The sequence below is a fragment of the Caulobacter sp. Root343 genome, assembly GCF_001425745.1.
In the GTDB taxonomy this organism is placed as follows: Bacteria; Pseudomonadota; Alphaproteobacteria; order Caulobacterales; family Caulobacteraceae; genus Caulobacter.
This window is the reverse complement of the sequence record NZ_LMDF01000001.1, coordinates 265,184-286,161: the sequence shown is the minus strand read 5'-3', so window position 1 is coordinate 286,161 and position 20,978 is coordinate 265,184. Positions and strand designations below refer to the sequence as shown.

Here is a 20,978-nt window from a genome sequence, read left to right as displayed (position 1 = left end):
GTATGACCGTCTCTCGTCGTGAAATCCTGCAAATGACCGCCGGCGGCTCGGCGGTCGCGGCCCTGAGCCAGCTGGGCCTGTCCAGCGCCCTGGCCGCCGACGGCGGATCGTACCGCGCCATGGTCGGGGTGTTCCTGTTCGGCGGCAACGACGCCTGGAACATGGTCGCCCCCACCGACGGTCGCTACGCCGACTACGCCAAGCAGCGCGGTTCGGGCATCGCCCTGGCCCAGGCCAGCCTCGTGCCGCTGACCGGCACGGCCTTTGGCCTGCATGCGGCCATGGCGCCGCTGAAGGCGGTGTGGGACGACGGCGGCCTGGGCGTGGTGCTCAACACCGGCACCCTGTTCGCGCCGCTGACCAAGGCCCTCTACACCAGCCGGCCGGACCTGCGGCCGGTGAACCTGATGTCCCACGAGGACCAGCAGAACCAGTGGCAGGGCATGCGGACGCGGTCGGCCAACCGCGACGGCTTCATGGGCCGGATCAACGACCGCGCCGCGGTCGCCAACCTGCCGCCGCTGATCTCGATCGCCGGCTCCAACCTCTGCCTGATCGGCGACCGCTCCTCGCCGCTGATCCTGCCGTCGAGCGGCGCGGTCGTGCGCAACGGCTACAACGCCGCGACCACCGACGCGGCCGTCAAGGCCCGCCAGGCGGCGCTGGATGTCTTCGCCGACGCCTCGTCCTATGGAACCCTGACCGACCTGACCAGCAAGGGCATGAGCTCGGCCTATGCCCAGGCCGTGGCCGCCAATACGATCATCAGCGCCACGACCTCGGCGGTGGACAAGCACTTCGTCAACCCGACCACCGGCGCGGCCCTGACCTCGGACATCTCTCGCCAGCTGCTGCGCGCGGCCCGGATGATCGAGGCCCGCAACACCCTGGCCCACGCCAAGCAGACCTTCTTCGTCAGCCAGGGCGGCTACGACACCCACACCGGCCAGCTAGCCGCGCACAACGGCCTCTACGCCGATCTCGCCAACGCCCTGGCCGGCTTCTACAACGCCATGAAGGCCCTGGGCCTGCAGGACAACGTCACCGCCTTCACCATGTCGGACTTCGGCCGGGTGTTCAAAGGCAACGCCAACGGCGGCAGCGACCACGCCTGGGGCTCCAACCACCTCGTGGTCGGCGGCGCCCTGGCCAACGGCAAGGTGCACGGCCGCTATCCGGACATGGCCTTCGGCGGCCCCGAGGACAGTTCCAACGACGGCCGCTGGATCCCCTCCATCGCCACCGAGGAATACATCGGCGCCATCGCCCAGTGGTACGGCGTCAGCCCCGCCGACCTGCCCTACGTCTTCCCAAACTGGGCCAACTGGAACGGCGGCGGACGCGGCTCCGTGCCCCTGTTCGGCTAGGTCCGAGCCCGGCGGAAGAGGTGTCGGCCAAAGAAATAAGGGGGTGGCGGAGACGGAGGGATTCGAACCCTCGATACCCTTTTGAGGTATGCCGCTTTAGCAAAGCGGTGCCTTCAGCCTCTCGGCCACGTCTCCTCCTGAGAGGGAGCGGTTCGATAGCGTGTTCGCTTCGACATGACAACGGCGGATGTCGGAAATTCCGGTGTTAACGTGACGCTCAGACGGCGACGCTAGCTTGAACATGGTTTTCTCAACATCGAGCGCCATGCGTCCCCTGACTCAACCCGCCGCCAACGCCGAATCCGCTTCGGCCTTCGTCGCCTCGACGGACGCCTCTCCGCGCGCCGCCGGTAGCGGAGGCGGCGGCGATCCCGGACGCGCGCGGCGCGGGCCGTTCCGCCCGGGCCAGCTGGTGCCGACTCGGGCCAGGCAGGAAGCCAGGCTGCTGGCGCGGACCTTCCGCGTCGTCGACATCCTGGTGGCCATCGGGGTGATGGTGGGCGTCACGGTCGAGGGACACCCGGTCGCCGCCGGTCTGTGGGCCCTCACGGTGCTGGTCGCCCTGCGCGCTCTGGGCGCCTACGCCTTTCCCCGCAAGCAGAATCTGCCACGGCATCTAGGCCGGACCGTCCCGGCGCTGGCCGCGGGCCTGTTGGTCGCCTCCGCCACCGTCCTGATTTCCGGAACAGCCGACGCCCCGACCTTCTTGACCTTGCTGAGCGCCACCGGCGCCCTCGCGGCCCTTCACGCCGTTTGGTGGGGCGTTATCGCCCACGGTCGTCAACTCGGCAGCCTGACTCCGAACATCGTCGTGGTCGGCGCCACGGCCAACGCCGAGCGCCTGATCGACGCGGCCATGCGCACGGGCGAGGTCAATGTCCTCGGCGTGTTCGACGACCGCCTGGACCGCGCGCCCGAGAACATCATGGGCGTGCCGGTGCTGGGCGATACGAATGCCCTGCTCGACCATCGCATCATGCCCTATGTCGATCGCGTGGTGATCGCCGTCGCCTCGACCGCTCAGGGCCGCGTCCGGCAGTTGGTCGACAAGCTGGGCGTGCTGCCCAATCCGCTGAACCTCTTCATCGACGTCGGCGGTCCGGCCGACGACGACGCGGCCCTGGCGCGCATCGCCGCCGGCGGCGAGAACGAATTGTCGGGAACCGCCGTCAGCGCGCGCCACGCCTGGATCAAGCGCGGCCAGGACCTGGTCGTCACGATCCTAGGCCTGACGGTCGCCGGCCCGTTCATGCTGATCGTCGCCCTGGCCGTGAAGCTGGACAGCCCCGGACCGATCTTCTTCCGCCAGCGTCGCCACGGCTTCAACAACGAGGAAATCCTCGTCTGGAAGTTCCGGTCGATGCGCCACGAGATGGCCGACGCCAGCGCCGCGCGCCAGATCAGCGCCAATGACGACCGCGTCACCAAGGTCGGCAAGTTCATCCGCAAGACCAGCCTCGACGAACTGCCGCAGCTGTTCAACGTGTTGCGCGGCGAGATGTCGATCGTCGGCCCCCGTCCCCATGCCATCGGCATGAAGACCGGCGGCGTCGAGTCGGCCAAGCTGGTCGCCGAATACGCCCACCGTCACCGCATGAAGCCCGGCCTGACCGGCTGGGCCGCCATCAAGGGCTCGCGCGGGCCGGTCGACACCCCCGAAAGCGTCCGCCTGCGCGTGGCGCTGGACGTCGAATACATCGAGCGCCAGTCGTTCTGGCTGGATCTCTACGTCATCGCCATGACCATCCCCTGCCTGCTGGGGGATCGGTCGGCGGTGCGCTAGGCGGCCGGCGATGTTCTGGCGCGGGGTCCTCGGCTATCTGCCGGTCAATATCGTGCAGGGCGTGGTGGGTCTGCTCACCATCGTCCTGTTCACGCGCGTGCTGGAGCCCGCCCAGTACGGTGTCTACGCCCTGGCCTTCTCGGTCGGCAGCCTGACCCAGACCTGCCTCTTGACCTGGACCGAGGCCGCCATGGCCCGCTTCCTGGCCACGCGCACCGAGGACGGCCGTCTGGCCGACCATTTCGCCACCCTCTATCGCCTGTGGATCGGCGCGGCCCTGGCGGTTCCGGTCGCCTGCGCCGTCGTCGCGCTTCTGCCGCTGAACCCGCCCTTGAAGGTCGCCGTGATCGCGGCATTGGCCTCCAGCCTGGTCAATAGCCTGATGAAGCTGGCCCAAGAGCGTCGCCGCGCGGCCGGCGAGGTTTCGGGCGCGGCGCTGTTGAGCATGGCCCAGACCGCCGGCGGCTTCCTGGTCGGCCTGGCCCTGGCTTTCGCGGGCCTGGGTGGCGCGGCGCCGGTGCTGGGCGTCGGCGTCATTTCCGCTCTGTGCGTGGCGCTCGTGCTGCCGAGCGAGCTGAAATCGATGACCGGCGGTCGCTTCGACAAGGCTCTGGCCAAGGCCTATGCGGCCTACGGCCTGCCCGTCTCGATGTCGCTGATCCTGGCCCTGGTGCTGGCCAGCACCGATCGCCTGCTGCTGGGCGCCTTCCTCGACGAAGCCACGGTCGGGGTCTATCACGCCGGCTACTCGCTCGGCAGCCGCACTCTGGACGTGGTCTTCATCTGGCTAGGCATGGCCGGCGCGCCCGCCCTGATCTCGGCTCTCGAACGCGGCGGCCAACCGGCGCTGACCGAGGCCGCCCGCGAGCAGGCTGGCTTCATGACCCTGCTGACCTTGCCCGCCGCCGTGGGCCTGGCCCTGGTCGCACGCCCGCTGGCGGACCTGATGGTCGGCGAGGGCCTGCGCGCTGGAGCCAGCCACGTCACCCCCTGGATCGCCGCGAGCGGCTGGCTGTCCGGCGTCACCACCTATTACCTGCTGCAGGCCTTCACCCTGGCCCGCCGCACGCCGCTGCTGATCGCCAGCATGAGCGCGCCGGCCTTGGCCAACGTGATCCTGAACCTGATCCTGATCCCGCGCCTGGGCCTGGACGGCGCCCTGTGGGCCACGACGCTCAGCTACGGCCTCGGCGCCGTCGCCGCCTGGGCCCTGGGCCGTCGCGCCTGCCGCCTGCCTATCCCCTGGGAGGTGCTGGCCAAGGCCGGCGGGGCCAGCCTGGTCATGGCCGCCTGCGTTTCCGTCCTGCCCTCGCCCGGCGGCCTGCTGGAACTGGCCCTGAAGGCCGGGGTCGGCGCGGCCGTCTACGGCGCGCTGGTCCTCGGCCTCGACGTCGGCGGCCTGCGCGGCAAGCTTTCCCTGATCCTTCGCCGGAGGGCTCACGCCCTATGACCGCGCCCATCACCGAAATCCGCATCGAGAACGCCGCCTGGGCCCAGGCCCAGCCGCGTCTGTCGGTCTTGATCCCGACCTTCCGCGACGACCCGGTCGCCCTGCTCAAGGCCCTGGACGATCCCCTCGCCGGGGCAGAGGTCGTGGTGCTGGACGACGGCGGCGGCGACGACGCCTTGGCCGAACGCATCGCCCGCCGGGTGGAGAAACTGCGCGTCCCTGTTCGGTTCGTACGCCTGTCCAGCAACGAGGGCCGCGCCAAGGGCCGCAACCGGCTGGCCAGCCACGCGCGCGGCGGACACTTCCTGTTCCTGGACAGCGACATGCTGCCCGATACCCCGGACTTTCTCTCGCGCTGGGCGGCGGTGGCGGACAGCGACGCCCCGGTGGCCTTCGGCGGCTTCACCCTCGACCAGACTCCGCGACGTCCCGAGCACGCCCTGCACCGCGCCATGGCGCTGAAGAGCGACTGCACGCCCGCCCCCGAACGCGCCAGGGCGCCCGAGAAGCACGTCTTCACCTCCAACCTGCTGGTTCGCCGCGACGTGTTCGAGACCATCGGCTTCGACGAAGGCTTCTCCGGTTGGGGCTGGGAGGACGTCGAGTGGGCCATGCGCGTCGTGCGCCTTCACCCGATCCTGCATATCGACAACACCGCCACTCACCTGGGGTTGGACGCCGCGCCGACCATGGCCGCCAAGTATGAGCAGTCCGCGGCCAATTTCGCCCGGGTTGTGGCGTCCCACCGCGACATCGTCAGCGCCTATCCCAGCTACAAGGTCGCCAAGGCCCTGAAGCCGCTCCCGCTGCGCCACGCCTGGCGACCGCTGCTGAAGCGGGTCGCCTTGGCCGAGGCCGCACCCGTTTCCCTTCGCGCGTTCGCCATGCGGCTGTATCGCGCGTCGCTCTATATCGAGGCCGTCTGATGCAGGTCGAATTCGAGAAGGTCGACGCCTACGAGCCCGACCGCACCCTCAAGGGCAAGCTGCGCCGGCGGCTGATCCGCCTGGCGCACCGCCGGCCGGCCCAGGTGGCGCTGGAGCGGCCGATGGTCTCGTTCAGCTTCGACGACGCCCCGGCCACGGCTTGCGAGGCGGGCGCCAAGGCTCTGGAAGCCCGGGGCCTGCGCGGCGCCTACTATTTCGCCGCCGGTCTGGCGGGCCGCGACGGTCCCATGGGTCGCTTCGCCACCGGCCAGGACGCCCGCCGTTTGCACGACGCCGGACACGAGATCGCCTGCCACACCTTCTCGCACCTCGACTGCGGCCAGTCGTCACGAGCCACGACCCTCGCCGATGTCGACCGTAACGCCGAAAGCCTGACGGCCTGGGGCGTGGGTGAGCCGGTCAACTTCGCCTACCCCTACGGCGACGTAGGGGGGCCCGCGAAAACGGCGCTCGCCGGCCGCTTCAAGGTCCTGCGCGCCCTGCACCACGGCCTGATCACGAGCGGCGCCGATCTGAACCAGGCGCCGGCGGTCGGGATCGAAGGCGAAGATGGCGAGGCGGTGGCCAACGGCTGGCTCGACAAGGCCAAGGCGCGCAAGGCCTGGCTGATCCTCTACACCCACGACGTCGCCGACCAGCCGTCGCAATGGGGCTGCACGACGGGCGCGCTGGAGCGACTGATCGACCGGGCGGTGGCGGAAGGCTTCGATGTCGTGACCGTGGCCGAAGGCGCCAAGCGGATCGGGCTTTAGCCCTCGTCCTGCGCCTGGTCGGAGAAGGCCAACTTGGCGGCGAGAGCGACGAAAATGGCCCAGCGGAAGTCGTTATAGACCACCGCGATGCTCTCCGTCAGGCTGACCAAGCTGTAGACGACCAGGAACGGGAACGCCAGCAAGGCCCCCCGGCTGCGGAACACCGCCACGATCGCCAGCGCCATGGTCTGGAGGTAGAACAGCCCCCAGGCGCAGAGGCCGACGATGCCCATGCCCAGCCACTGCTCGATCCACGAGTTGTGGGCGTGCTGGGGGGTGAACTTGGCGTCGTGGACGATCCACGCCAGCGGCCCCCAACCCGACTTGTCGCTCCACACGGCGGCGTAGCCGTAGCCCAGCCAGGGCCGCTCCTCGATCTGGCGCATGGCGGCGGCCCAGATCTGGGTCCGACCGGTGAAGGTCGCATCCTTGCCCAGCAGGTGAAAGAAGACGTCCGAGGCCAGGATGATGAAGGCCGCCAGCAGGCCCGCGCCGCTGATCCCGGCCCAGGTGGCCGCCACGCCGATGGCCGGCCCGCGTTGCACGAGCCAGACGAAGCCCAAAGCCGCCAGACCCAGCACCAGCGAGGCCAGCGAGGTCTTGGACTGCGACATGATCACCAGACCGAAGGCCAGGAACGCCATCGGCAGCCACAGCTTGGCCCGGCTAGGCGTGAGCAGCGAAGCCGCGCCCAGGACGCAGATGGCCATGGCCATCAGGCCGCCCAAGGCGTTCTTCTCCATCCAAAGGCCGCGCCATGCCCCCGGGAACAGTTCGGTCATCACCCCGATCGAGGGCGTGGCGATGCAGACGACGTAGCTGCCCACGATCAGGACGCTGAAGACGATCGCGAACACATGGGCCATCTCCGCCCAGCGAAACCGTGAGGCCAGGGCCAGGCCCGAGATCGTGGTGCAACCCACGGCGAACCCCCGGCGGATCGAGACGTCGGGCTGGATCGACCAGAAGATCGAGGCGGCCACGATGCCCATCAGGATGATCAGGAACGGCTGGCGGAGGGTGGCCCGAACCAGGGCCCACGGCTTGCCTATGATCAGCAGAAAGGCCAGGGCGTAGGCGGGCAGGAAGGCGACGCGCAGAATGCCCGAGGCCGACTCGTCGCTCTTCTCGCCGAACAGAGGCAGCTGCCAGCCGGAGCTGTAGATCAGCAGCATGACCACCGCGACGCCGATGGTCAGCAGCGAGGGCTGGAGAGCCCGAGGCTCCCCTTCCCTCGTGGGCTGCCACGTCACGGCAGGATCGCCTTCAGGAAGCCGGGCGTCTGCACCGAGACCTTGTTGAAGAACAGCCCCGCGCACCGGCCGCCGGCGGCCGTCAGGGCATCGCGCAGCATGGCGGGCTGCCGCACGTCGGGCTGATCGGCGGAAACCACCAGCACGGTCTGATCCATGTGCTGGGCCACGGTCGGCCCCGCCTGCGAGCGGTCGACGGACGGGCTGTCGACGACAATGACCTCGGCGTGCTTGCGCAGCGCCCGCCAGTAGTCCGCCGAGGGGATGACGTGGGCCTGCTGGCGGCCGCGCAGCGCTTCGCGATTGAAGCGGGCGACCCACAGCCGCGGTCCGCCGACACTATGGCCGACCAGGTACTTGGCGTCCGGCCAGACCCCGCCCTCGGCGCGCGGCGCGGGCGGTTGGACGGTGAAGAAGGCCGAGCCGTCGGGCGAGGCCGCCACTGGCGGTCCCAGAGGGCCGAAACGATTGGGATCGGCCGATAGCTCGCGGAACTGACTGGGGCTGCTCAGATCGAGGTCGATCAGCCAGGTCTTGCGGCCGGCGCGGCGCGAGGCGAAGCGCGCGAACTCGCGAGCGACAGTCGAGGTCCCCTCGCCCCGGCGCGCCGAAACGAACTGGATGACATGCGGACGACCGGCCGGGGGTGTCCCCAGCGCGCTCCACAACTCCGTCATCTCGACGTTCAAATCCACCATTTACCGAATCGCCGCGCGCTCAGGACTTCGGAACTTGCGACATTAACCCTGTCGGCGAAAGGCGACGAAAGCGCTCACCGCTTGACCCCCGCCGTGGCCAGCACGGGCATGCCCAGGGTGCGCGAGGCCGAGGCCGGCGTCTGCAGGCCCGGACGCAGGAACATGCGAACCAAGCCGGCGCACAGCGCCGTGAACGCGGCGAACAGGATGGAGATCGCCAGGATCGGCTTCTTCAGGCTCTTGCCGGTCGAAGGCGCCACGGCGCGCTGGACGATGCGGATGTTGTCGCTGCTTTCGGCCGACATCTGCCGCTGGGCCTCGTCCTGCTGTTCCTTGACGGTGAAGTCGCGGACGTTGGAGGACAGAACGTCGCGGTCGCGCGTCAGTTCGTTGAACTGCGGTTCCAGCTGCGCCAGGCGCAGCAGGCGTGTGTTCACGTCAGTGACCTGTTGAGCGTAGGCGGCCTGCGACTGCTGCAAGGCCGCGACCTCGGCTCGCAGGTCGTTGCGGGTGGTGGCCAGGGTCTGCCAGATCGGGTTCGGACCGCTGCGACGGGCGCCCTCGCCCGCCGTGCGGCCTGCGGCCAGGCCGGCCTCCAGCTGAGCGATCTGGGCGTTGATGTCCTGCACTGGGCCGGCATTGGGCGTGTAGCGCGCCAGCAGGCCCTCGCGGTCCAGCTTCAGCTGGGCCAGCTTGGTCGAGGCCGACATGTCGGTGTCGCGATAGAGCACGGTCTCGTTGGGTGTGCGGGCCAGCTCGCTCTCGACGACCGACAGGCGGCCCATGCGGTCCTGCAGCTGGGCGTCCACCGCGTACTTCTGCTGCTCGACCTGCGCCTGCAGTTGGGTCAGGACGTTCTTCTGGGCGGTGAAGTCGCCGATGTCGTTGGTGACCAGGAACGACTGATAGGCCGTGTCGGCGTCGCCCAGCTTCTGCGCGAAGATGTCGCGCTGCCGCTGCAGCACCTGGTTGTCGCCGCCGATCAGCAGTGAGCGGCGATAGATCAGATATTCCTCGAGCAAGGTGTTCAGCACCTTCTCGGCCATTTCCGGATCCTGGTGCTGGAAGGCCAGGCGGATGATCGAATTGTCGGGCGCGGTCTCGATCTTCAGGCTCTTGCCGATCGAGTCGCGGCCTTCGGCGATCAGTTTGCGCTTACCCTCGGGCGTGGCGCCGGCGTACTTGGCGGCGTATTTCGGGAAGACCTTCGCGAAGCCGATCTTGCGGATCACCCGCTCGCGCAGTTCGCCGCTGCCCAGGATCTCGGCTTCCGACTGGATGACCTCGTCGGTGTTGGGCACCGCGCCGCGACCGGCGTCGCCGGCCCGAGGCTCGTAGACATATTCTTGGCCCAGGCGAACGAAGAGGCTCGATTCGGCCGTGTAGCTCTTCTTCAGCGTCATCGAGAACGCGAAGCCCAGAGCCACGATGACCAGGAAGACGCCCAGCATCAGGAAGCGCTCGCGCCACAGCAAGGTGACGAAGTCGGTCGGGGCGTATTTAGGACGCGCGCCGCCGCTGCTCGCCGCCATGCGAGGCGGAGAGTCGTGCGGCACGCTGGTCCAGGCGCTCGTCGACATACGAATCCAGGCGGTTCAATCTGTCACGCACCGTGGCGCGCCCGCCCTTAAGGCTTCGTTACCCATTCCTGTTAAGACTTGTCGCATGCAAAGCCGCACGCACTTTTTGACGGCCTTGGCCGTGGTCTTGGTGGCCGGCGGAGTCTCCGCCTGTGGCCATATCGACGCCGAGCCGATCACGCCGGGTCCCAGGCCTACCGCGAACTTCTCTAATATCGGTTACGCCGACTGGAGCGACGACGAGCCGTCGTATCGCTTCTATCCGGGCGACGAGGTCGAGGTGACGGTGCCGTCGGCGCCCGAACTCAGCAAGACCGTGACGGTGCAGCCCGACGGGCGGATCACCCTGCCCTTGGCCACGCCGGTGATGGCGGCCGATCGGACGATCGACGACCTGCAAGGCTCGATCAGCCAGGCCTATTCCGGCACGCTGTTGCGGCCGCAGGTCCAGGTCTCGGTGAAGTCCACGACCCCGCTCAAGGTCTTCGTCGGCGGCGAGGTCAAGAACCCCGGCGTCTTCGACATGGCCGGCGACGGCGACGCCCTACGGGCCGTCATCCAGGCCGGGGGCTTCACCAACGGCGCCAAGCGCAATCAGGTTGTGATCATTCGTCGCGGCCCCGACGGGCGGGCGATGATGCGGACCGCCAACCTTCTACAGGGTCTGACCAGTCCCGGCGGCGCGGACCTCGTGCCCTTGCGCCGCTTCGACGTCGTCTACGTGCCGCGCAGCGGCGTGTCCGAGACGGGCCTCTTCATGCAGCAGTACTTCCGCGACCTGCTGCCGATCAGCTTCAGCTACGCGATCAACGGCAACGTTCGCTAGGAACGCGGCCGGACGGCGAGAGGCTGAACCCGGCGACCGGGTTCAGCCGTGGGCGAGCCATTCGCGGGCCTGGCGCTGAGCTTCGGCGACCTCGTCGCTGGCCATCTCTTGCGACAGCTCCTTGCGGTAGACCTTGGCTTCGACCGAACCGCGCATGGCGGCCAGGTTGAACAGCATGTGGGCCGACACGTAGTCCAGCGGCGCGCCGCCCTGACCGGTCGAATATAGCAGGCCCATACGGAACAGCTCGTCCCCGGTGGACTCGGTGGTCGGCAGCGGCAGCATGGCGACGACGGCCGGCGGTTCGTTCATCAACATCATGGCTCATCTCCTCTCTCAAGCTCGCCCCGGCGTTTTGCCGGATCAGAGCCTGAGAGCAGAAAAGTCCTGAGCCACTGAAGATATAGTTAAATGCGCGCACATCATGAATGTCGCGCTTAGTATACTGGTTATTTAAAGTGATTACTGCGCGTAAACGCAAGTATACAGCGCGTTAACGCGCCCTCTGGCCAAAAAGGACTCTGCGAGCCTCTTCCGCAGCCTTTCCAGACGCTTGCAGGCCACCGGACCGCAATTCCGCGCCGAGTTTGAAGCCCTTCTGAACCGCCTCGCGGGCGCCGAGGCGCTCGAACCACCTACTCAGATTGGGGAACTCGTCCAGAATGATGCCCTGGTTTTTCCACGGAACAACCCACGGCCAGCTCATGAAGTCGGCGATGGACAATCGGCCGCAGATGAAATCACGGCCCTCCAGGCGTTTGTCGAGCACGCCGTACAGGCGGTGCGTCTCGTTGGTGTAGCGGATCGCGCCGTAGGCGATCTGGCGCTGGTCGGCGATGATCGCCGGGGCATACTGTCGGAAGTGGTGCGTCTGGCCGGCCATCGGCCCCAAACCGCCCATCTGCCACATCACCCACTGGTCAATCTCGACCCGGTCCCGCTCGGTCTCGCCATAGAACTGGCCGGTCTTGCGAGCGAGATATTGCAGGATCGCCCCGGACTCGAAGATCGAGATCGGCTGGCCGTCGGGCCCCTCGGGATCGACGATGGCGGGCATGCGGTTGTTGGGGCTGATGGCCAGGAACTCCGGCTTGAACTGCTCGCCGGTCCCGATGTTCACCGGAATCATCTCATACGGCAGACCCATCTCCTCCAGGGCGATGGAGACCTTCCAGCCGTTGGGCGTGGGCCAGTAGTGCAGCTCGATCGGACGACTCATCGGCGCTTCCCTCCCGCAATCGTGGTTGTTCCAGAACATGGTCGCGACGCTTCGCCGCGCCAAGGGCGATCGGCAAAATCCCTAACAGCGCCATTCAGCCCCGGTTCAGCCGCAAACGCTCATCGTGCGTTTCAAGGTCGAGGGAAGTTTCTAGGCGGCGCTTCGATTTCGTCGCCCGACCACTAGGAGAAGACGAGATGAAACGTCTGCTGCTCACCATCGCCGCCGTGGCCTCCGTGGCCGGGCCGATGGCCCTGACGGCGACCGACGCCGCCGCCCAGGATCGCGGTCGCTGGGACCACCGTGATCGCGACTGGGATCGCGGTCGGGACCATGATCGCGGGGACTATGACCGGGGCCGAGGCTACGACCGTGACCGCGGCCACTGGGACAACGGCCGCCACAACGGCTGGGACCGCGGCGACCGCTGGGATGGCGGCCGTCACAACGGCTACTATTATAACAATCGCTGGTCCTACGGCCCGCCGCCGGCGGCCTACTATGGCCGTCCCGGCTTCCGCCCCGGCTATACGTCGTGGCGCCGTGGCGCCTATTTGCCCGGCTACTATCGCGGTCATGGCTATGTGGTGAACGATTACTATCGCTATCACCTGCGCCCGCCGCCCCGCGGCTACTATTGGTACCACACCGGTAATGACTATGTCCTGGCCGCCATCGCGACGGGCCTGATCTTCGACGTCATCGCCAATAACTAGACCTGAACTGGCTTTGCCATTGCGAGACGGCGTCCTGAGCTTTGCCTGGGGCGCCGTTTTGCGGCCATCAGCGCCACAACCTCGCCGCGTATTGGGCCTAAGCGCCCGATTGCGAAGCTATTTCGAACGCATTGCAGGGTCAGCGTTCGCCTCGCGTCACACTCCGACGCTACAGCAACATGGTCATGACCCGATGAAGACCCTGCGCCTCACCACCGCCGCGCTCACCCTGGCCGCCGCCGCCTATGCGGGCTCGGCCCTGGCTCAGACGACGGCGCCGCAGACGACCCCGGCCGATCCGTCCCCGATGCCGTCGACCGCTCCGGCCACGACCACGACGCCGTCGACCACGGATCCCTCGACCCAGGCCGCCCCGCCCGCCTCCGAGACCGCCGCTCCGGCCGATAGCGCCGGTACGCCGACCTCGGCCACGGCGCCGGCCACCGAGGAGAAGACCACGGCCGACGACAAGACGGCCAAGAAGCACAAGAAGCACAAGAAGCCGGGCGAGGAGTCTTCGACCTCTCCGACCCAGCCTCAATAAGAAAAAGTTCGCATCAACGAAGAAGGGCCCGTGGCTTCCGCCGCGGGCCCTCGTCGTTCGGGGATCTGATCGGCGCTATTCGACGCCGAGCTTCTTGCGGAGCAGCTCGTTGACCGTGCCGGGGTTGGCCTTGCCGCCCGTGGCCTTCATCACCTGACCGACGAACCAACCCAGGGCCTGCGGCTTGTCCTTCACGGCCTCGGCCTTGTCGGGATTGCCGGCGATCAGGTCGTCGATGGCCTTCTCGATCGCGCCGGTGTCGTTGATCTGCACCAAGCCGCGCTTCTCGACGATCTCGGCGGGACGGCCCTCGCCGGCCCACATGTGTTCGAAGACCTCCTTGGCGATCTTCGACGAGATGGTGCCGTTCTCGATCAGCTCGACCAACTGGGCGATGTCCGACGACGGCAGCGGCGAGGCGGCGATCTCGTGGCCGCCGGCCGACAGCTTCGACAGCAGCTCGTTGGTCACCCAATTGGCCACCAGCTTGGCGTCGCGCCCCTTGGCGGCGGCTTCGAAGTAATCGGCGCGGTCGCTCTCGATGATCAGCACGCCGGCGTCGTAGGCCGAAAGGCCGTACTGGCTCTGCAGGCGCGCCTTCTTGGCGTCCGGCAGCTCCGGCAGGGTCTCCTCGATCGACTTCACCCAGGCGGGATCCAGGACCAGCGGCAGCAGGTCCGGATCGGGGAAGTAGCGATAGTCGTGCGCCTCTTCCTTGCTCCGCATCGAGCGGGTCTCGCCCTTGGTCGGGTCGAACAGGCGGGTCTCCTGGTCGATCTTGCCGCCGTCTTCCAGGATCTCGATCTGGCGACGCGCCTCGTACTCGATGGCCTGCTGGATGTAGCGATACGAATTGACGTTCTTGATCTCGCAGCGCGTGCCCAGGTGGCTGAAGCTGCCGGTCTCGCGGAACTTCTCGTAGGCGCCCGGACGGCAGACCGAGACGTTGACGTCGGCGCGCAGGTTGCCCTTCTCCATGTCGCCGTCGCAGGTGCCCAGATAGACCAGGATCGTCCGCAGCTTCTTGACGTAGGCGGCCGCCTCTTCCGAGGTGCGCATGTCGGGCTTGGAGACGATCTCCATCAGCGCCGTGCCCGCGCGGTTCAGGTCGACATAGGTCGCGTTCGGATCCTGATCGTGCAGCGACTTGCCGGCGTCCTGCTCCAGGTGCAGGCGCTCGATGCGCACGTCGAAGGTCGTACCGTCGTCGCGCTCGACCGTGACGACGCCCTCGCCGACGATTGGCTGGTCGAATTGGCTGATCTGATAGCCCTGCGGCAGGTCGGGATAGAAGTAGTTCTTGCGATCGAAGCGGCTCTTCAGGTTGATCTGCGCCTTCAGGCCCAGGCCCGTCTTCACGGCCTGCTCGACACAGAACCCGTTCAGGACCGGCAGCATGCCCGGCATGGCCGCGTCCACCAGGCTGACCTGCTCGTTCGGCCCCGCGCCGAAGCCGACGGCGGCGCCGGAGAACAGCTTGGACTTGCTGGCCACCTGAGCGTGGATCTCGAGGCCCAGAACGATTTCCCAGGGGCCGGTGCGGCCTTGGATCACTTTGGAAGAAGTTGCTTCAGTCATCTCTTAGCTTCCTCCCTCCCCCTCGTGGGGAGGGTGGCCGCGAAGCGGCCGGGTGGGGCTCGCGGCGTTCAGGGCATGACAAATCATATCCATCACGGCGTCGATCTCCTCATGCACCGCCCGGCCCGGGAAACGCAAGGTTTGGAAGCCTTCTCGGCGCAGAACTCGGTCTCGAATAGCGTCGTGCTCTTGCTGCTCGAGCGTATCGTGATGGGGACCATCCACCTCGATGGCTAGCCTCCTGTCGAAGCAGACGAAGTCGAGGATGTAGCCTCGGAACGGCGCTTGGCGACGGATGTGAAAGCCTTCGCCCCTCAGCTTTTTCAAGCGAGACCAGAGCCGAACCTCGGCGTGGCTCATGACCTTTCGCAATGCTCTCGCGCGGACGACGGTCATGCCGAGCCCCACCCGACCGCTTCGCGGCCACCCTCCCCATAAAGGGGAGGGAAAGTATTCAGCGGAGCTGTAAGCTGGTCGAGTGAAAAAATGGCCTTTTCTGGTCATCATTGGCGCCATTGCGAGGCAAGGGAACCGTCGAGTTATCGCGCCGTTCGATTCCCCGAACAGCTCACCCTCGGAGGTAGAAATGACCACCGCTCGCCCTACGCTTAATTTCGACGCCCCGGAACCGGTCGTGACGACTGACCCCAATGCTTCGGCTCTGTTTCCGACGCAGCCGGTCTATGCTCGCACGCCGAAGAAGAAGGCGTCCAACAACCTGCCGCTTCTCGTCGGCCTTCCCGTCCTGGCGATCGCCGCCGGCGGCCTGATCTGGGCCATGAGCGCCAACCGCGCCGAAGCCCCGACCGATCCGCAGTCGCTGAAAACCGCCGCCGCCGAGACCCCGGCCCCGGCTGCCACGCCCGTCCCGGCCAATGTCGCTGCGACACCGTCGCCGATCCCGCAGCCGACCGAGGTCGCCGCCAACGAGGCGGCCCCGCCGCCGGTGGCCCGCTCGACCGCGCCGCGCGCCGCGCCCGCAGCCCGTCCGGCCGCTCGTCGCGCCGCTCCCGCCCGTGAGAGCGCGCCGGACGTCTCGAGCGCTTCGGCCAATGTCAGCGCCACCGTTCCGGCCGCCCCGACCGTGAGCGCCCCGGCCATCGCCGAACCGGCGCCGCTGGTGGTCCCGCCGCCGGCCGCCCCGGCCCCGGCCACGACCGAGCCGTCGGCCCCGATGTAATCTCCCCTCTCTCCTCCCAAGAGAGATCCCAAGAAGAAGGGCGGCTCCGCGAGGGGCCGCCCTTTTCTAGATCACCACCATTTTTCGGCCTTGGCCGTGAAACCCGCGGCCTTCTCGACCGCGCCGGCGACCGAGAACACCGTCCCCTCGTCGAGGGGCTTGCCGATGATCTGCAGGCCCAGCGGCAGGCCGTTGGCGTCGAGGCCGGCCGGCAAGGACAGGCCCGGCAACCCGGCCAGGTTCGTTGTCACCGTGAAGACGTCGTTCAGGTACATGGCGATCGGGTCGTTGCTGTTCTCGCCCAGGCCGAACGCCGCCGACGGCGCGGTCGGGGTCAGGATGGCGTCGCACTTTTCCCAGGCCTTGTCGAAGTCCTCGGCGATGCGGCGGCGCACCTTCAGGGCCTTCAGATAGTAGGCGTCGTAGTAGCCGGCGCTGAGCACATAGGTGCCGATCAGGATGCGGCGCTTGACCTCGTCGCCGAAGCCCGACGCGCGGGTCTTCTCGTAGATCTCGGTCAAGTTGGCGCCGTCCTCGCGCAGGCCGTAGCGCATGCCGTCGTAGCGGGCCAGGTTCGAGGACGCCTCGGCCGGGGCCACGATATAGTAGGCCGGCAGGGCGTATTTGGTGTGCGGCAGGCTGATGTCGACGATCTCGCAGCCGGCGTCCTTCAGCCAGGCGACGCCGTCGGCCCACAGCTTCTCGATCTCGGCCGGCATGTTGTCGACGCGGTATTCCTTGGGAATGCCGATGCGCAGGCCCTTTACCGACTTGCCCACGAATTGCGTGAAGTCCGGCACGGGGATGTCGAGGCTGGTCGAGTCCTTGGGGTCATGGCCCGACATCGCGGTCAGCAACAGGGCCGCGTCCTCGACGGTCTTGGCGATCGGGCCGGCCTGGTCCAGCGAGCTGGCGAAGGCCACGACGCCCCAGCGCGAGCAGCGGCCGTAGGTCGGCTTGATGCCGACCGTGCCCGTGAAAGCCGCGGGCTGACGGATCGAGCCGCCGGTGTCGGTGGCCGTCGCGCCCAGGCACAGGTCCGCCGCGACCGCCGCGGCCGAACCGCCGGACGAGCCGCCCGGGGTCAGGGCCTTGTTCGAGCCGGCCGAGCGCCAAGGGTTGGTGACCGGGCCGAAGTAGCTGGTCTCGTTCGATGAGCCCATGGCGAACTGGTCGAGGTTCAGCTTGCCCAGCATCACCGCGCCGTCGCGCCACAGCTGCCTGGTCACGGTCGACTCGTAGGTCGGCACGAAGTTCTCGAGGATCTTCGAGCAGGCCGTGGTCCGCACGCCCTCGGTGCAAAACAGGTCCTTGACGCCCAGCGGCGCGCCTTCCAGCGGCCCGGCCTCACCCAGCGCCCGGCGGGCGTCGGACTTGGCGGCCATGTCCAGCGCCTTGTCCGGGGTCTCCAGGATGTAGGCGTTCAGACCGCGCGCGGCCTCGATGGCCTCGATGTGGGCTTGGGTGAGTTCGACCGAGGTGAACTCGCGAGCGGCCAGCCCGTCGAGGGCGGCCTTCAGGGTCAGCTTCGTCAGGCTGCTCATTATTCCACGACCTTCGGCACGACGAAGAAGTTGTTGATCGACTTGGGCGCGTTGCTGGTCACCCGGGCCGGATCGCCGCCCATGGTGACGACGTCGTCGCGCAGCGGCAGGCCGGCGCCCACGACGCTGGTCAGCGGCTCGACGCCGTCGGTGTCGACCTCGGCCAGTTGCTCGATCCAGGTCATGATCCCGTTGAGCTCCTGGGCCAGGGCCTCGATGCGCTCTTCGGGTTCGGCGATGCGGGCGAGCCGGGCGACCTTCCGCACGGTGGCGGCGTCAATGGCCATGGGGATCTCCTGAAATTCGAGAGCGTGGGTTAGCGGGCCGGAGACAAGGTTTCAAGCGGCGCGCCGCCTGATATGGAGAGCCATGCCCGTTCTCGACATCGCCGACTTCGCCGCCGCCCTGCCCCAGCACGCTCCCGTGGTGGGCCTGGACCCCGGCGAGAAGACCCTGGGGGTGGCCGTTTCGGACGTCACCCGCACGGTCGCCAGCCCGCTGGCCCTGATCGAAAAGACCAAGTTCACCCAGGACGCCGAGGCGCTGTTCAAGCTGATGGACAGCCGCGGCGCCGTCGGGATCGTCATCGGCCTGCCGATGAACATGGACGGCACCGAAGGCGTCCGCTGCCAGTCCAACCGCGCCCTGGCCCGGAACCTGCTGCGCCTGAGACCCGACCTGCCGATCACCTTCTGGGACGAGCGGCTGTCGACGGCGGCGGTGACCCGGGTGCTGATCGAGGAGCATGACGTGAATAGAAAGCGCCGGGCCGAGGTCGTGGACAAGATGGCGGCCGGCTGGATCCTGCAAGGCGCGCTGGAGCGGATGCGGGGGCTACAGGCTCCATAGCTGTGGAGCGAACGCAGCCGTTCAGACCCCGCGCTTCCCTTCCCCGCCAAAGCCGCCTATGACGCGGGCTCATGACGGCTTCAGCCCATGACCCCGCCCGCGCGGCCATCGATGCGATCCGCGCTCGCGTCTTCGCCTTCCCAAAACGCCATTTCCTCTCCGCCGGCGACCTGAACGCGCCGCAGGCGACGGATCTGCTGGACCTGGCCGAGGCCTTCGTCGCCTTCAACCGGCAGACGTCCAAGAGCCTGGACCTGCTGCACGGCCGCACGCTGATGAACCTGTTCTTCGAGAACAGCACCCGCACCCAAAGCTCGTTCGAGCTGGCCGGCAAGCGGCTGGGCGCCGACGTCGTCAACATGAACCCCAAGACCTCGTCGGTGGCCAAGGGCGAGACCCTGATCGACACGGCGGTCACCCTGAACGCCATGCGCCCCGACCTGCTGGTCGTGCGCCACGCCTCGTCGGGTGCGGCGTCCCTGCTCAGCCAGAAGGTCAGCGGCCACGTGGTCAACGCCGGCGACGGCCAGCACGAGCATCCGACCCAGGCCCTGCTGGACGCCCTATCGATCCGCCGCGCCTTCGGCCGGGTCTCGGGCCTGACCGTGGCGATCTGCGGCGACGTGCTGCACAGCCGCGTGGCCCGCTCGAACGTCGCCCTGCTGCACACCCTGGGCGCCAGCGTCCGCCTGGTCGGCCCGCCGACCCTGATGCCGGCCCAGGCCGAGCGCTGGGGGGTCACGGTCCATCACGACATGAAGTCCGGTCTGGCCGGGGCCGACGTGGTGATGATGCTGCGCCTGCAGCTGGAGCGGATGCAGGGCGCCTTCGTGCCCTCGACCCGCGAATATTTCCGCTTCTATGGCCTGGATCGCGAAAAGCTGGCCCGCGCCGCGCCCGGCGCCAAGGTCATGCATCCGGGCCCGATGAACCGCGGCGTCGAGATCGACAGCGACGTCGCCGACGATCCGGCCGTCAGCCTGATCCAGGACCAGGTCGAGATGGGCGTCGCCGCGCGGATGGCGGTGCTGACCAGCCTGGCCGCGCGGATTGAGGGGGTGGGACGATGAATCCCATATCCTCCGATCTCCCCGGCGAAGGCCGGGGCCCAGATCGAACCCGCGAGCAGGGCGCACTTGAGCAAGGCTTCAGGGCGCGTCCACACCAAACTCACCGGATGAATCTGGGTCCCGGCCTTCGCCGGGAAGGTCGGATGTTCGTGTTCGGTACGCGAGACCTTCAACCATGACGTCCGCCCAGCCTCTCGCCCTCGTCAACGCTCGCCTGGTCGATCCCGAGAGCGGCTATGACGGCCCCGGCGGCGTCATCGTCTCGGAAGGCGTCATCGCCGACGTCGCCAAGGGCCGTGAGTTCGGCAAGCTCTCGAAGGCCGTACGGGTTGTTGACTGCGGTGGGGCGCTGCTAGCGCCCGGCCTGATCGACCTGCGCGTCCGCACCGGCGAGCCCGGAGCCGAGACCAAGGAGACCCTGGCCTCGGCGGCTCGCGCCGCGGCGGCCGGCGGCGTGACCTCGTTCGTGGTGCAGCCCGACACCGCGCCGGCCATCGACGATCCCAGTGTCGTCGACTTCATCCTGCGCCGTTCGCGCGACATCGACAGCGCCCGCATCCTCGTCGCCGGCGCGGCGACCAAGGGCCTGCACGGCGAGCAGATGGCCGAGATCGGCCTGATGCGCGAGGCCGGCTGCGTCTACATCACCGACGCGGGCAAGCCGATCGTCGACAGCAAGGTCATGCAGCGCGTCCTGACCTACGCCAAGGGCTTCGACGCCCTGCTGGCCCACCGGCCGATGGATCCCTGGCTGGCCAAGGGCGGCGCGGCGACCGGCGGCGAGTTCGCCGGCCGTATGGGCCTGCCCTCGATCTCGCCGATGGCCGAGCGGATCATGCTGGAGCGCGACGTCGCCCTGCTGGAAGCCACCGGCGGCAAGCTGCTGGTCGACCAGATCACCTCGGCCCAAGCGTTGGAGACTTTAGCGCGGGCCAAGGGCAAAGGCCTGCGGATCAGCGCCTCGGTGTCGATCAACCACCTGTCGTTCAACGAGCTGGACATCGGCGACTACCGCACCTTCGCCAAGCTGAACCCGCCGCTGCGCGGCGAGGACGACCGCCAAGCGCTGATCGAGGCCCTGGCCTCGGGCCTGATCGACATCGTCGTCTCCTCGCACAGCCCCGCCCCGGCCGAGGACAAGCGCCTGCCGTATGACGAGGCCGCGCCGGGCGCCGTGGGCCTGGAAACTCTGCTGCCGGCCCTGCTGAGCCTGTACCACGACGAGCGCATCGCCCTCGTCGACCTGATCCGCGCCGTCACCCTGGCCCCGGCCGAGCTCTTGAACCTGCGCGGCGGCCGCATCGCCCCCGGCGCCCCGGCCGACCTGGTGCTGTGCGACATCGATGCCCCGATCATCGTCGACGCGGCGCGCCTGCTGTCGAAGTCCAAGAACTCGCCGTTCGACGGGCGGAGGCTGCAGGGCCAGGTGCTGATGACGGTGGTGGACGGCCGCGTGGTGCATCGGGCGGAGGGGTAAAGAATCTGCTCCCCCGCGATGCGGGGGAGCTGTCGCGGAGCGACTGAGGGGGCTAATGCGGCATGGGTCCAGCTTGCCCCCTCCGGCCCTCCGGGCCACCTCCCCCGCATCGCGGGGGAGGAGATTTGGACACGCCCCGAGTCTG

20 protein-coding genes, 1 tRNA gene and 1 pseudogene are annotated in these 20,978 nt (G+C 68.1%); 12 read left to right on the top strand and 10 right to left on the bottom strand.

The genetic code is table 11. The features are described 5' to 3' along the window. Positions 1-2 precede the first annotated feature (2 nt). A complete protein-coding gene (locus tag ASC70_RS01450) occupies positions 3-1,367 on the top strand; it encodes a DUF1501 domain-containing protein (protein WP_082539668.1) in 1,365 nt (454 codons plus the stop codon). Positions 1,368-1,411: 44 nt separating this feature from the next. Here the strand turns inward: ASC70_RS01450 and ASC70_RS01445 are convergent. After that, positions 1,412-1,502, bottom strand: a tRNA-Ser gene (locus ASC70_RS01445). A 130-nt stretch (positions 1,503-1,632) separates the two neighbouring features. Here ASC70_RS01445 and ASC70_RS01440 point away from each other — a divergent pair. From ASC70_RS01440 to ASC70_RS01425, 4 genes are read left to right on the top strand one after another with little or no spacing between them, the layout of a single operon-like run. Continuing rightward, a complete protein-coding gene (locus ASC70_RS01440; protein ID WP_369815088.1) occupies positions 1,633-3,150 on the top strand; it encodes an exopolysaccharide biosynthesis polyprenyl glycosylphosphotransferase in 1,518 nt (505 codons plus the stop codon). A gap of 10 nt (positions 3,151-3,160) precedes the next feature. Beyond that, on the top strand, positions 3,161-4,600 hold the full coding sequence (locus ASC70_RS01435; RefSeq protein ID WP_056045730.1) for a lipopolysaccharide biosynthesis protein: 1,440 nt from the start codon (positions 3,161-3,163) through the stop codon (positions 4,598-4,600). Continuing rightward, positions 4,597-5,526 (top strand): glycosyltransferase family A protein, encoded by a 930-nt coding sequence (locus ASC70_RS01430; protein ID WP_056045728.1) that lies wholly within the window; start codon positions 4,597-4,599, stop codon positions 5,524-5,526. The genes ASC70_RS01435 and ASC70_RS01430 overlap by 4 nt, the downstream gene beginning before the upstream one ends. Continuing rightward, the gene (locus ASC70_RS01425; RefSeq protein WP_056045725.1) at positions 5,526-6,299 is read left to right on the top strand and encodes a polysaccharide deacetylase family protein; all 774 of its coding nucleotides are present in this window, start codon (positions 5,526-5,528) and stop codon (positions 6,297-6,299) included. Before ASC70_RS01430 ends, ASC70_RS01425 begins: the two co-directional genes overlap by 1 nt. On the opposite strand, the gene ASC70_RS01420 is transcribed toward ASC70_RS01425, so the two are convergent. The 3 genes and pseudogenes from ASC70_RS01420 to ASC70_RS01410 form a co-directional block, all read right to left on the bottom strand. Next, positions 6,296-7,474: an O-antigen ligase gene (locus tag ASC70_RS01420; RefSeq protein WP_082539789.1), complete on the bottom strand. Its 1,179-nt coding sequence runs from the start codon at positions 7,472-7,474 to the stop codon at positions 6,296-6,298. The genes ASC70_RS01425 and ASC70_RS01420 overlap by 4 nt on opposite strands. A 74-nt stretch (positions 7,475-7,548) precedes the next feature. Next, positions 7,549-8,250: a hypothetical protein gene (locus ASC70_RS01415; RefSeq protein WP_056045719.1), complete on the bottom strand. Its 702-nt coding sequence runs from the start codon at positions 8,248-8,250 to the stop codon at positions 7,549-7,551. Between the two features lie 42 nt (positions 8,251-8,292). Further along, positions 8,293-9,830 (bottom strand): annotated as a pseudogene (locus tag ASC70_RS01410) (Wzz/FepE/Etk N-terminal domain-containing protein). An 85-nt stretch (positions 9,831-9,915) separates the two neighbouring features. Between ASC70_RS01410 and ASC70_RS01405 the strand changes: the two are divergent. Further along, a complete protein-coding gene (locus tag ASC70_RS01405; protein WP_056045712.1) occupies positions 9,916-10,656 on the top strand; it encodes a polysaccharide biosynthesis/export family protein in 741 nt (246 codons plus the stop codon). Positions 10,657-10,698: 42 nt separating this feature from the next. On the opposite strand, the gene ASC70_RS01400 is transcribed toward ASC70_RS01405, so the two are convergent. After that, on the bottom strand, positions 10,699-10,977 hold the full coding sequence (locus tag ASC70_RS01400) for a sel1 repeat family protein (RefSeq protein ID WP_047412896.1): 279 nt from the start codon (positions 10,975-10,977) through the stop codon (positions 10,699-10,701). Between the two features lie 172 nt (positions 10,978-11,149). Beyond that, on the bottom strand, positions 11,150-11,875 hold the full coding sequence (locus tag ASC70_RS01395; protein WP_056045709.1) for a glutathione S-transferase N-terminal domain-containing protein: 726 nt from the start codon (positions 11,873-11,875) through the stop codon (positions 11,150-11,152). 197 nt (positions 11,876-12,072) lie between these two features. Here ASC70_RS01395 and ASC70_RS01390 point away from each other — a divergent pair, with 197 nt between their 5' ends. Together ASC70_RS01390 and ASC70_RS01385 are read left to right on the top strand one after the other, a co-directional pair. Beyond that, positions 12,073-12,591, top strand: coding sequence for an RcnB family protein (locus tag ASC70_RS01390; protein ID WP_082539667.1), 519 nt, complete (start codon positions 12,073-12,075; stop codon positions 12,589-12,591). A gap of 193 nt (positions 12,592-12,784) precedes the next feature. Further along, on the top strand, positions 12,785-13,135 hold the full coding sequence (locus ASC70_RS01385) for a hypothetical protein (RefSeq protein ID WP_047412888.1): 351 nt from the start codon (positions 12,785-12,787) through the stop codon (positions 13,133-13,135). A 75-nt stretch (positions 13,136-13,210) separates the two neighbouring features. On the opposite strand, the gene gatB is transcribed toward ASC70_RS01385, so the two are convergent. Next, positions 13,211-14,713: an Asp-tRNA(Asn)/Glu-tRNA(Gln) amidotransferase subunit GatB gene (gene gatB, locus ASC70_RS01380; RefSeq protein WP_056045703.1), complete on the bottom strand. Its 1,503-nt coding sequence runs from the start codon at positions 14,711-14,713 to the stop codon at positions 13,211-13,213. 3 nt (positions 14,714-14,716) lie between these two features. Further along, entirely contained in the window at positions 14,717-15,109 is a 393-nt protein-coding gene (locus ASC70_RS01375) for an endonuclease domain-containing protein (RefSeq protein WP_056045700.1), read from the bottom strand. Between the two features lie 190 nt (positions 15,110-15,299). Between ASC70_RS01375 and ASC70_RS01370 the strand changes: the two genes are divergently transcribed. Then, complete coding sequence (locus ASC70_RS01370) at positions 15,300-15,893, top strand: hypothetical protein (protein ID WP_056045695.1); 594 nt, start codon at positions 15,300-15,302, stop codon at positions 15,891-15,893. A gap of 71 nt (positions 15,894-15,964) precedes the next feature. Here ASC70_RS01370 and gatA read toward each other — a convergent pair whose 3' ends face one another. Together gatA and gatC are read right to left on the bottom strand one after the other, a co-directional pair. Then, complete coding sequence (gatA, locus tag ASC70_RS01365; RefSeq protein WP_056045692.1) at positions 15,965-17,437, bottom strand: Asp-tRNA(Asn)/Glu-tRNA(Gln) amidotransferase subunit GatA; 1,473 nt, start codon at positions 17,435-17,437, stop codon at positions 15,965-15,967. After that, complete coding sequence (gene gatC / locus ASC70_RS01360; protein ID WP_056045688.1) at positions 17,437-17,724, bottom strand: Asp-tRNA(Asn)/Glu-tRNA(Gln) amidotransferase subunit GatC; 288 nt, start codon at positions 17,722-17,724, stop codon at positions 17,437-17,439. Before gatC ends, gatA begins: the two co-directional genes overlap by 1 nt. A gap of 82 nt (positions 17,725-17,806) precedes the next feature. Between gatC and ruvX the strand changes: the two genes are divergently transcribed. The 3 genes from ruvX to pyrC all read left to right on the top strand — a co-directional run bounded on the left by ruvX (position 17,807) and on the right by pyrC (position 20,833). Continuing rightward, positions 17,807-18,286 (top strand): Holliday junction resolvase RuvX, encoded by a 480-nt coding sequence (ruvX, locus tag ASC70_RS01355; protein WP_056045685.1) that lies wholly within the window; start codon positions 17,807-17,809, stop codon positions 18,284-18,286. Between the two features lie 71 nt (positions 18,287-18,357). Further along, positions 18,358-19,356: an aspartate carbamoyltransferase catalytic subunit gene (locus tag ASC70_RS01350; protein ID WP_056045683.1), complete on the top strand. Its 999-nt coding sequence runs from the start codon at positions 18,358-18,360 to the stop codon at positions 19,354-19,356. Positions 19,357-19,531: 175 nt separating this feature from the next. Next, entirely contained in the window at positions 19,532-20,833 is a 1,302-nt protein-coding gene (pyrC, locus tag ASC70_RS01345; protein WP_056045681.1) for a dihydroorotase, read from the top strand. Positions 20,834-20,978 lie beyond the last annotated feature (145 nt).

What these genes read in the sequence shown, in the direction of transcription:
- ASC70_RS01450 (WP_082539668.1), top strand. Translation starts at nt 3, where the DNA reads ATGACCGTCTCTCGTCGTGAAATCCTGCAAATGACCGCCGGCGGCTCG.
- ASC70_RS01440 (WP_369815088.1), top strand. Translation starts at nt 1,633, where the DNA reads ATGCGTCCCCTGACTCAACCCGCCGCCAACGCCGAATCCGCTTCGGCC.
- ASC70_RS01435 (WP_056045730.1), top strand. Translation starts at nt 3,161, where the DNA reads ATGTTCTGGCGCGGGGTCCTCGGCTATCTGCCGGTCAATATCGTGCAG.
- ASC70_RS01430 (WP_056045728.1), top strand. Translation starts at nt 4,597, where the DNA reads ATGACCGCGCCCATCACCGAAATCCGCATCGAGAACGCCGCCTGGGCC.
- ASC70_RS01425 (WP_056045725.1), top strand. Translation starts at nt 5,526, where the DNA reads ATGCAGGTCGAATTCGAGAAGGTCGACGCCTACGAGCCCGACCGCACC.
- ASC70_RS01420 (WP_082539789.1), bottom strand. Translation starts at nt 7,474, where the DNA reads ATGCTGCTGATCTACAGCTCCGGCTGGCAGCTGCCTCTGTTCGGCGAG.
- ASC70_RS01415 (WP_056045719.1), bottom strand. Translation starts at nt 8,250, where the DNA reads ATGGTGGATTTGAACGTCGAGATGACGGAGTTGTGGAGCGCGCTGGGG.
- ASC70_RS01405 (WP_056045712.1), top strand. Translation starts at nt 9,916, where the DNA reads ATGCAAAGCCGCACGCACTTTTTGACGGCCTTGGCCGTGGTCTTGGTG.
- ASC70_RS01400 (WP_047412896.1), bottom strand. Translation starts at nt 10,977, where the DNA reads ATGATGTTGATGAACGAACCGCCGGCCGTCGTCGCCATGCTGCCGCTG.
- ASC70_RS01395 (WP_056045709.1), bottom strand. Translation starts at nt 11,875, where the DNA reads ATGAGTCGTCCGATCGAGCTGCACTACTGGCCCACGCCCAACGGCTGG.
- ASC70_RS01390 (WP_082539667.1), top strand. Translation starts at nt 12,073, where the DNA reads ATGAAACGTCTGCTGCTCACCATCGCCGCCGTGGCCTCCGTGGCCGGG.
- ASC70_RS01385 (WP_047412888.1), top strand. Translation starts at nt 12,785, where the DNA reads ATGAAGACCCTGCGCCTCACCACCGCCGCGCTCACCCTGGCCGCCGCC.
- gatB (WP_056045703.1), bottom strand. Translation starts at nt 14,713, where the DNA reads ATGACTGAAGCAACTTCTTCCAAAGTGATCCAAGGCCGCACCGGCCCC.
- ASC70_RS01375 (WP_056045700.1), bottom strand. Translation starts at nt 15,109, where the DNA reads ATGACCGTCGTCCGCGCGAGAGCATTGCGAAAGGTCATGAGCCACGCC.
- ASC70_RS01370 (WP_056045695.1), top strand. Translation starts at nt 15,300, where the DNA reads ATGACCACCGCTCGCCCTACGCTTAATTTCGACGCCCCGGAACCGGTC.
- gatA (WP_056045692.1), bottom strand. Translation starts at nt 17,437, where the DNA reads ATGAGCAGCCTGACGAAGCTGACCCTGAAGGCCGCCCTCGACGGGCTG.
- gatC (WP_056045688.1), bottom strand. Translation starts at nt 17,724, where the DNA reads ATGGCCATTGACGCCGCCACCGTGCGGAAGGTCGCCCGGCTCGCCCGC.
- ruvX (WP_056045685.1), top strand. Translation starts at nt 17,807, where the DNA reads ATGCCCGTTCTCGACATCGCCGACTTCGCCGCCGCCCTGCCCCAGCAC.
- ASC70_RS01350 (WP_056045683.1), top strand. Translation starts at nt 18,358, where the DNA reads ATGACGGCTTCAGCCCATGACCCCGCCCGCGCGGCCATCGATGCGATC.
- pyrC (WP_056045681.1), top strand. Translation starts at nt 19,532, where the DNA reads ATGACGTCCGCCCAGCCTCTCGCCCTCGTCAACGCTCGCCTGGTCGAT.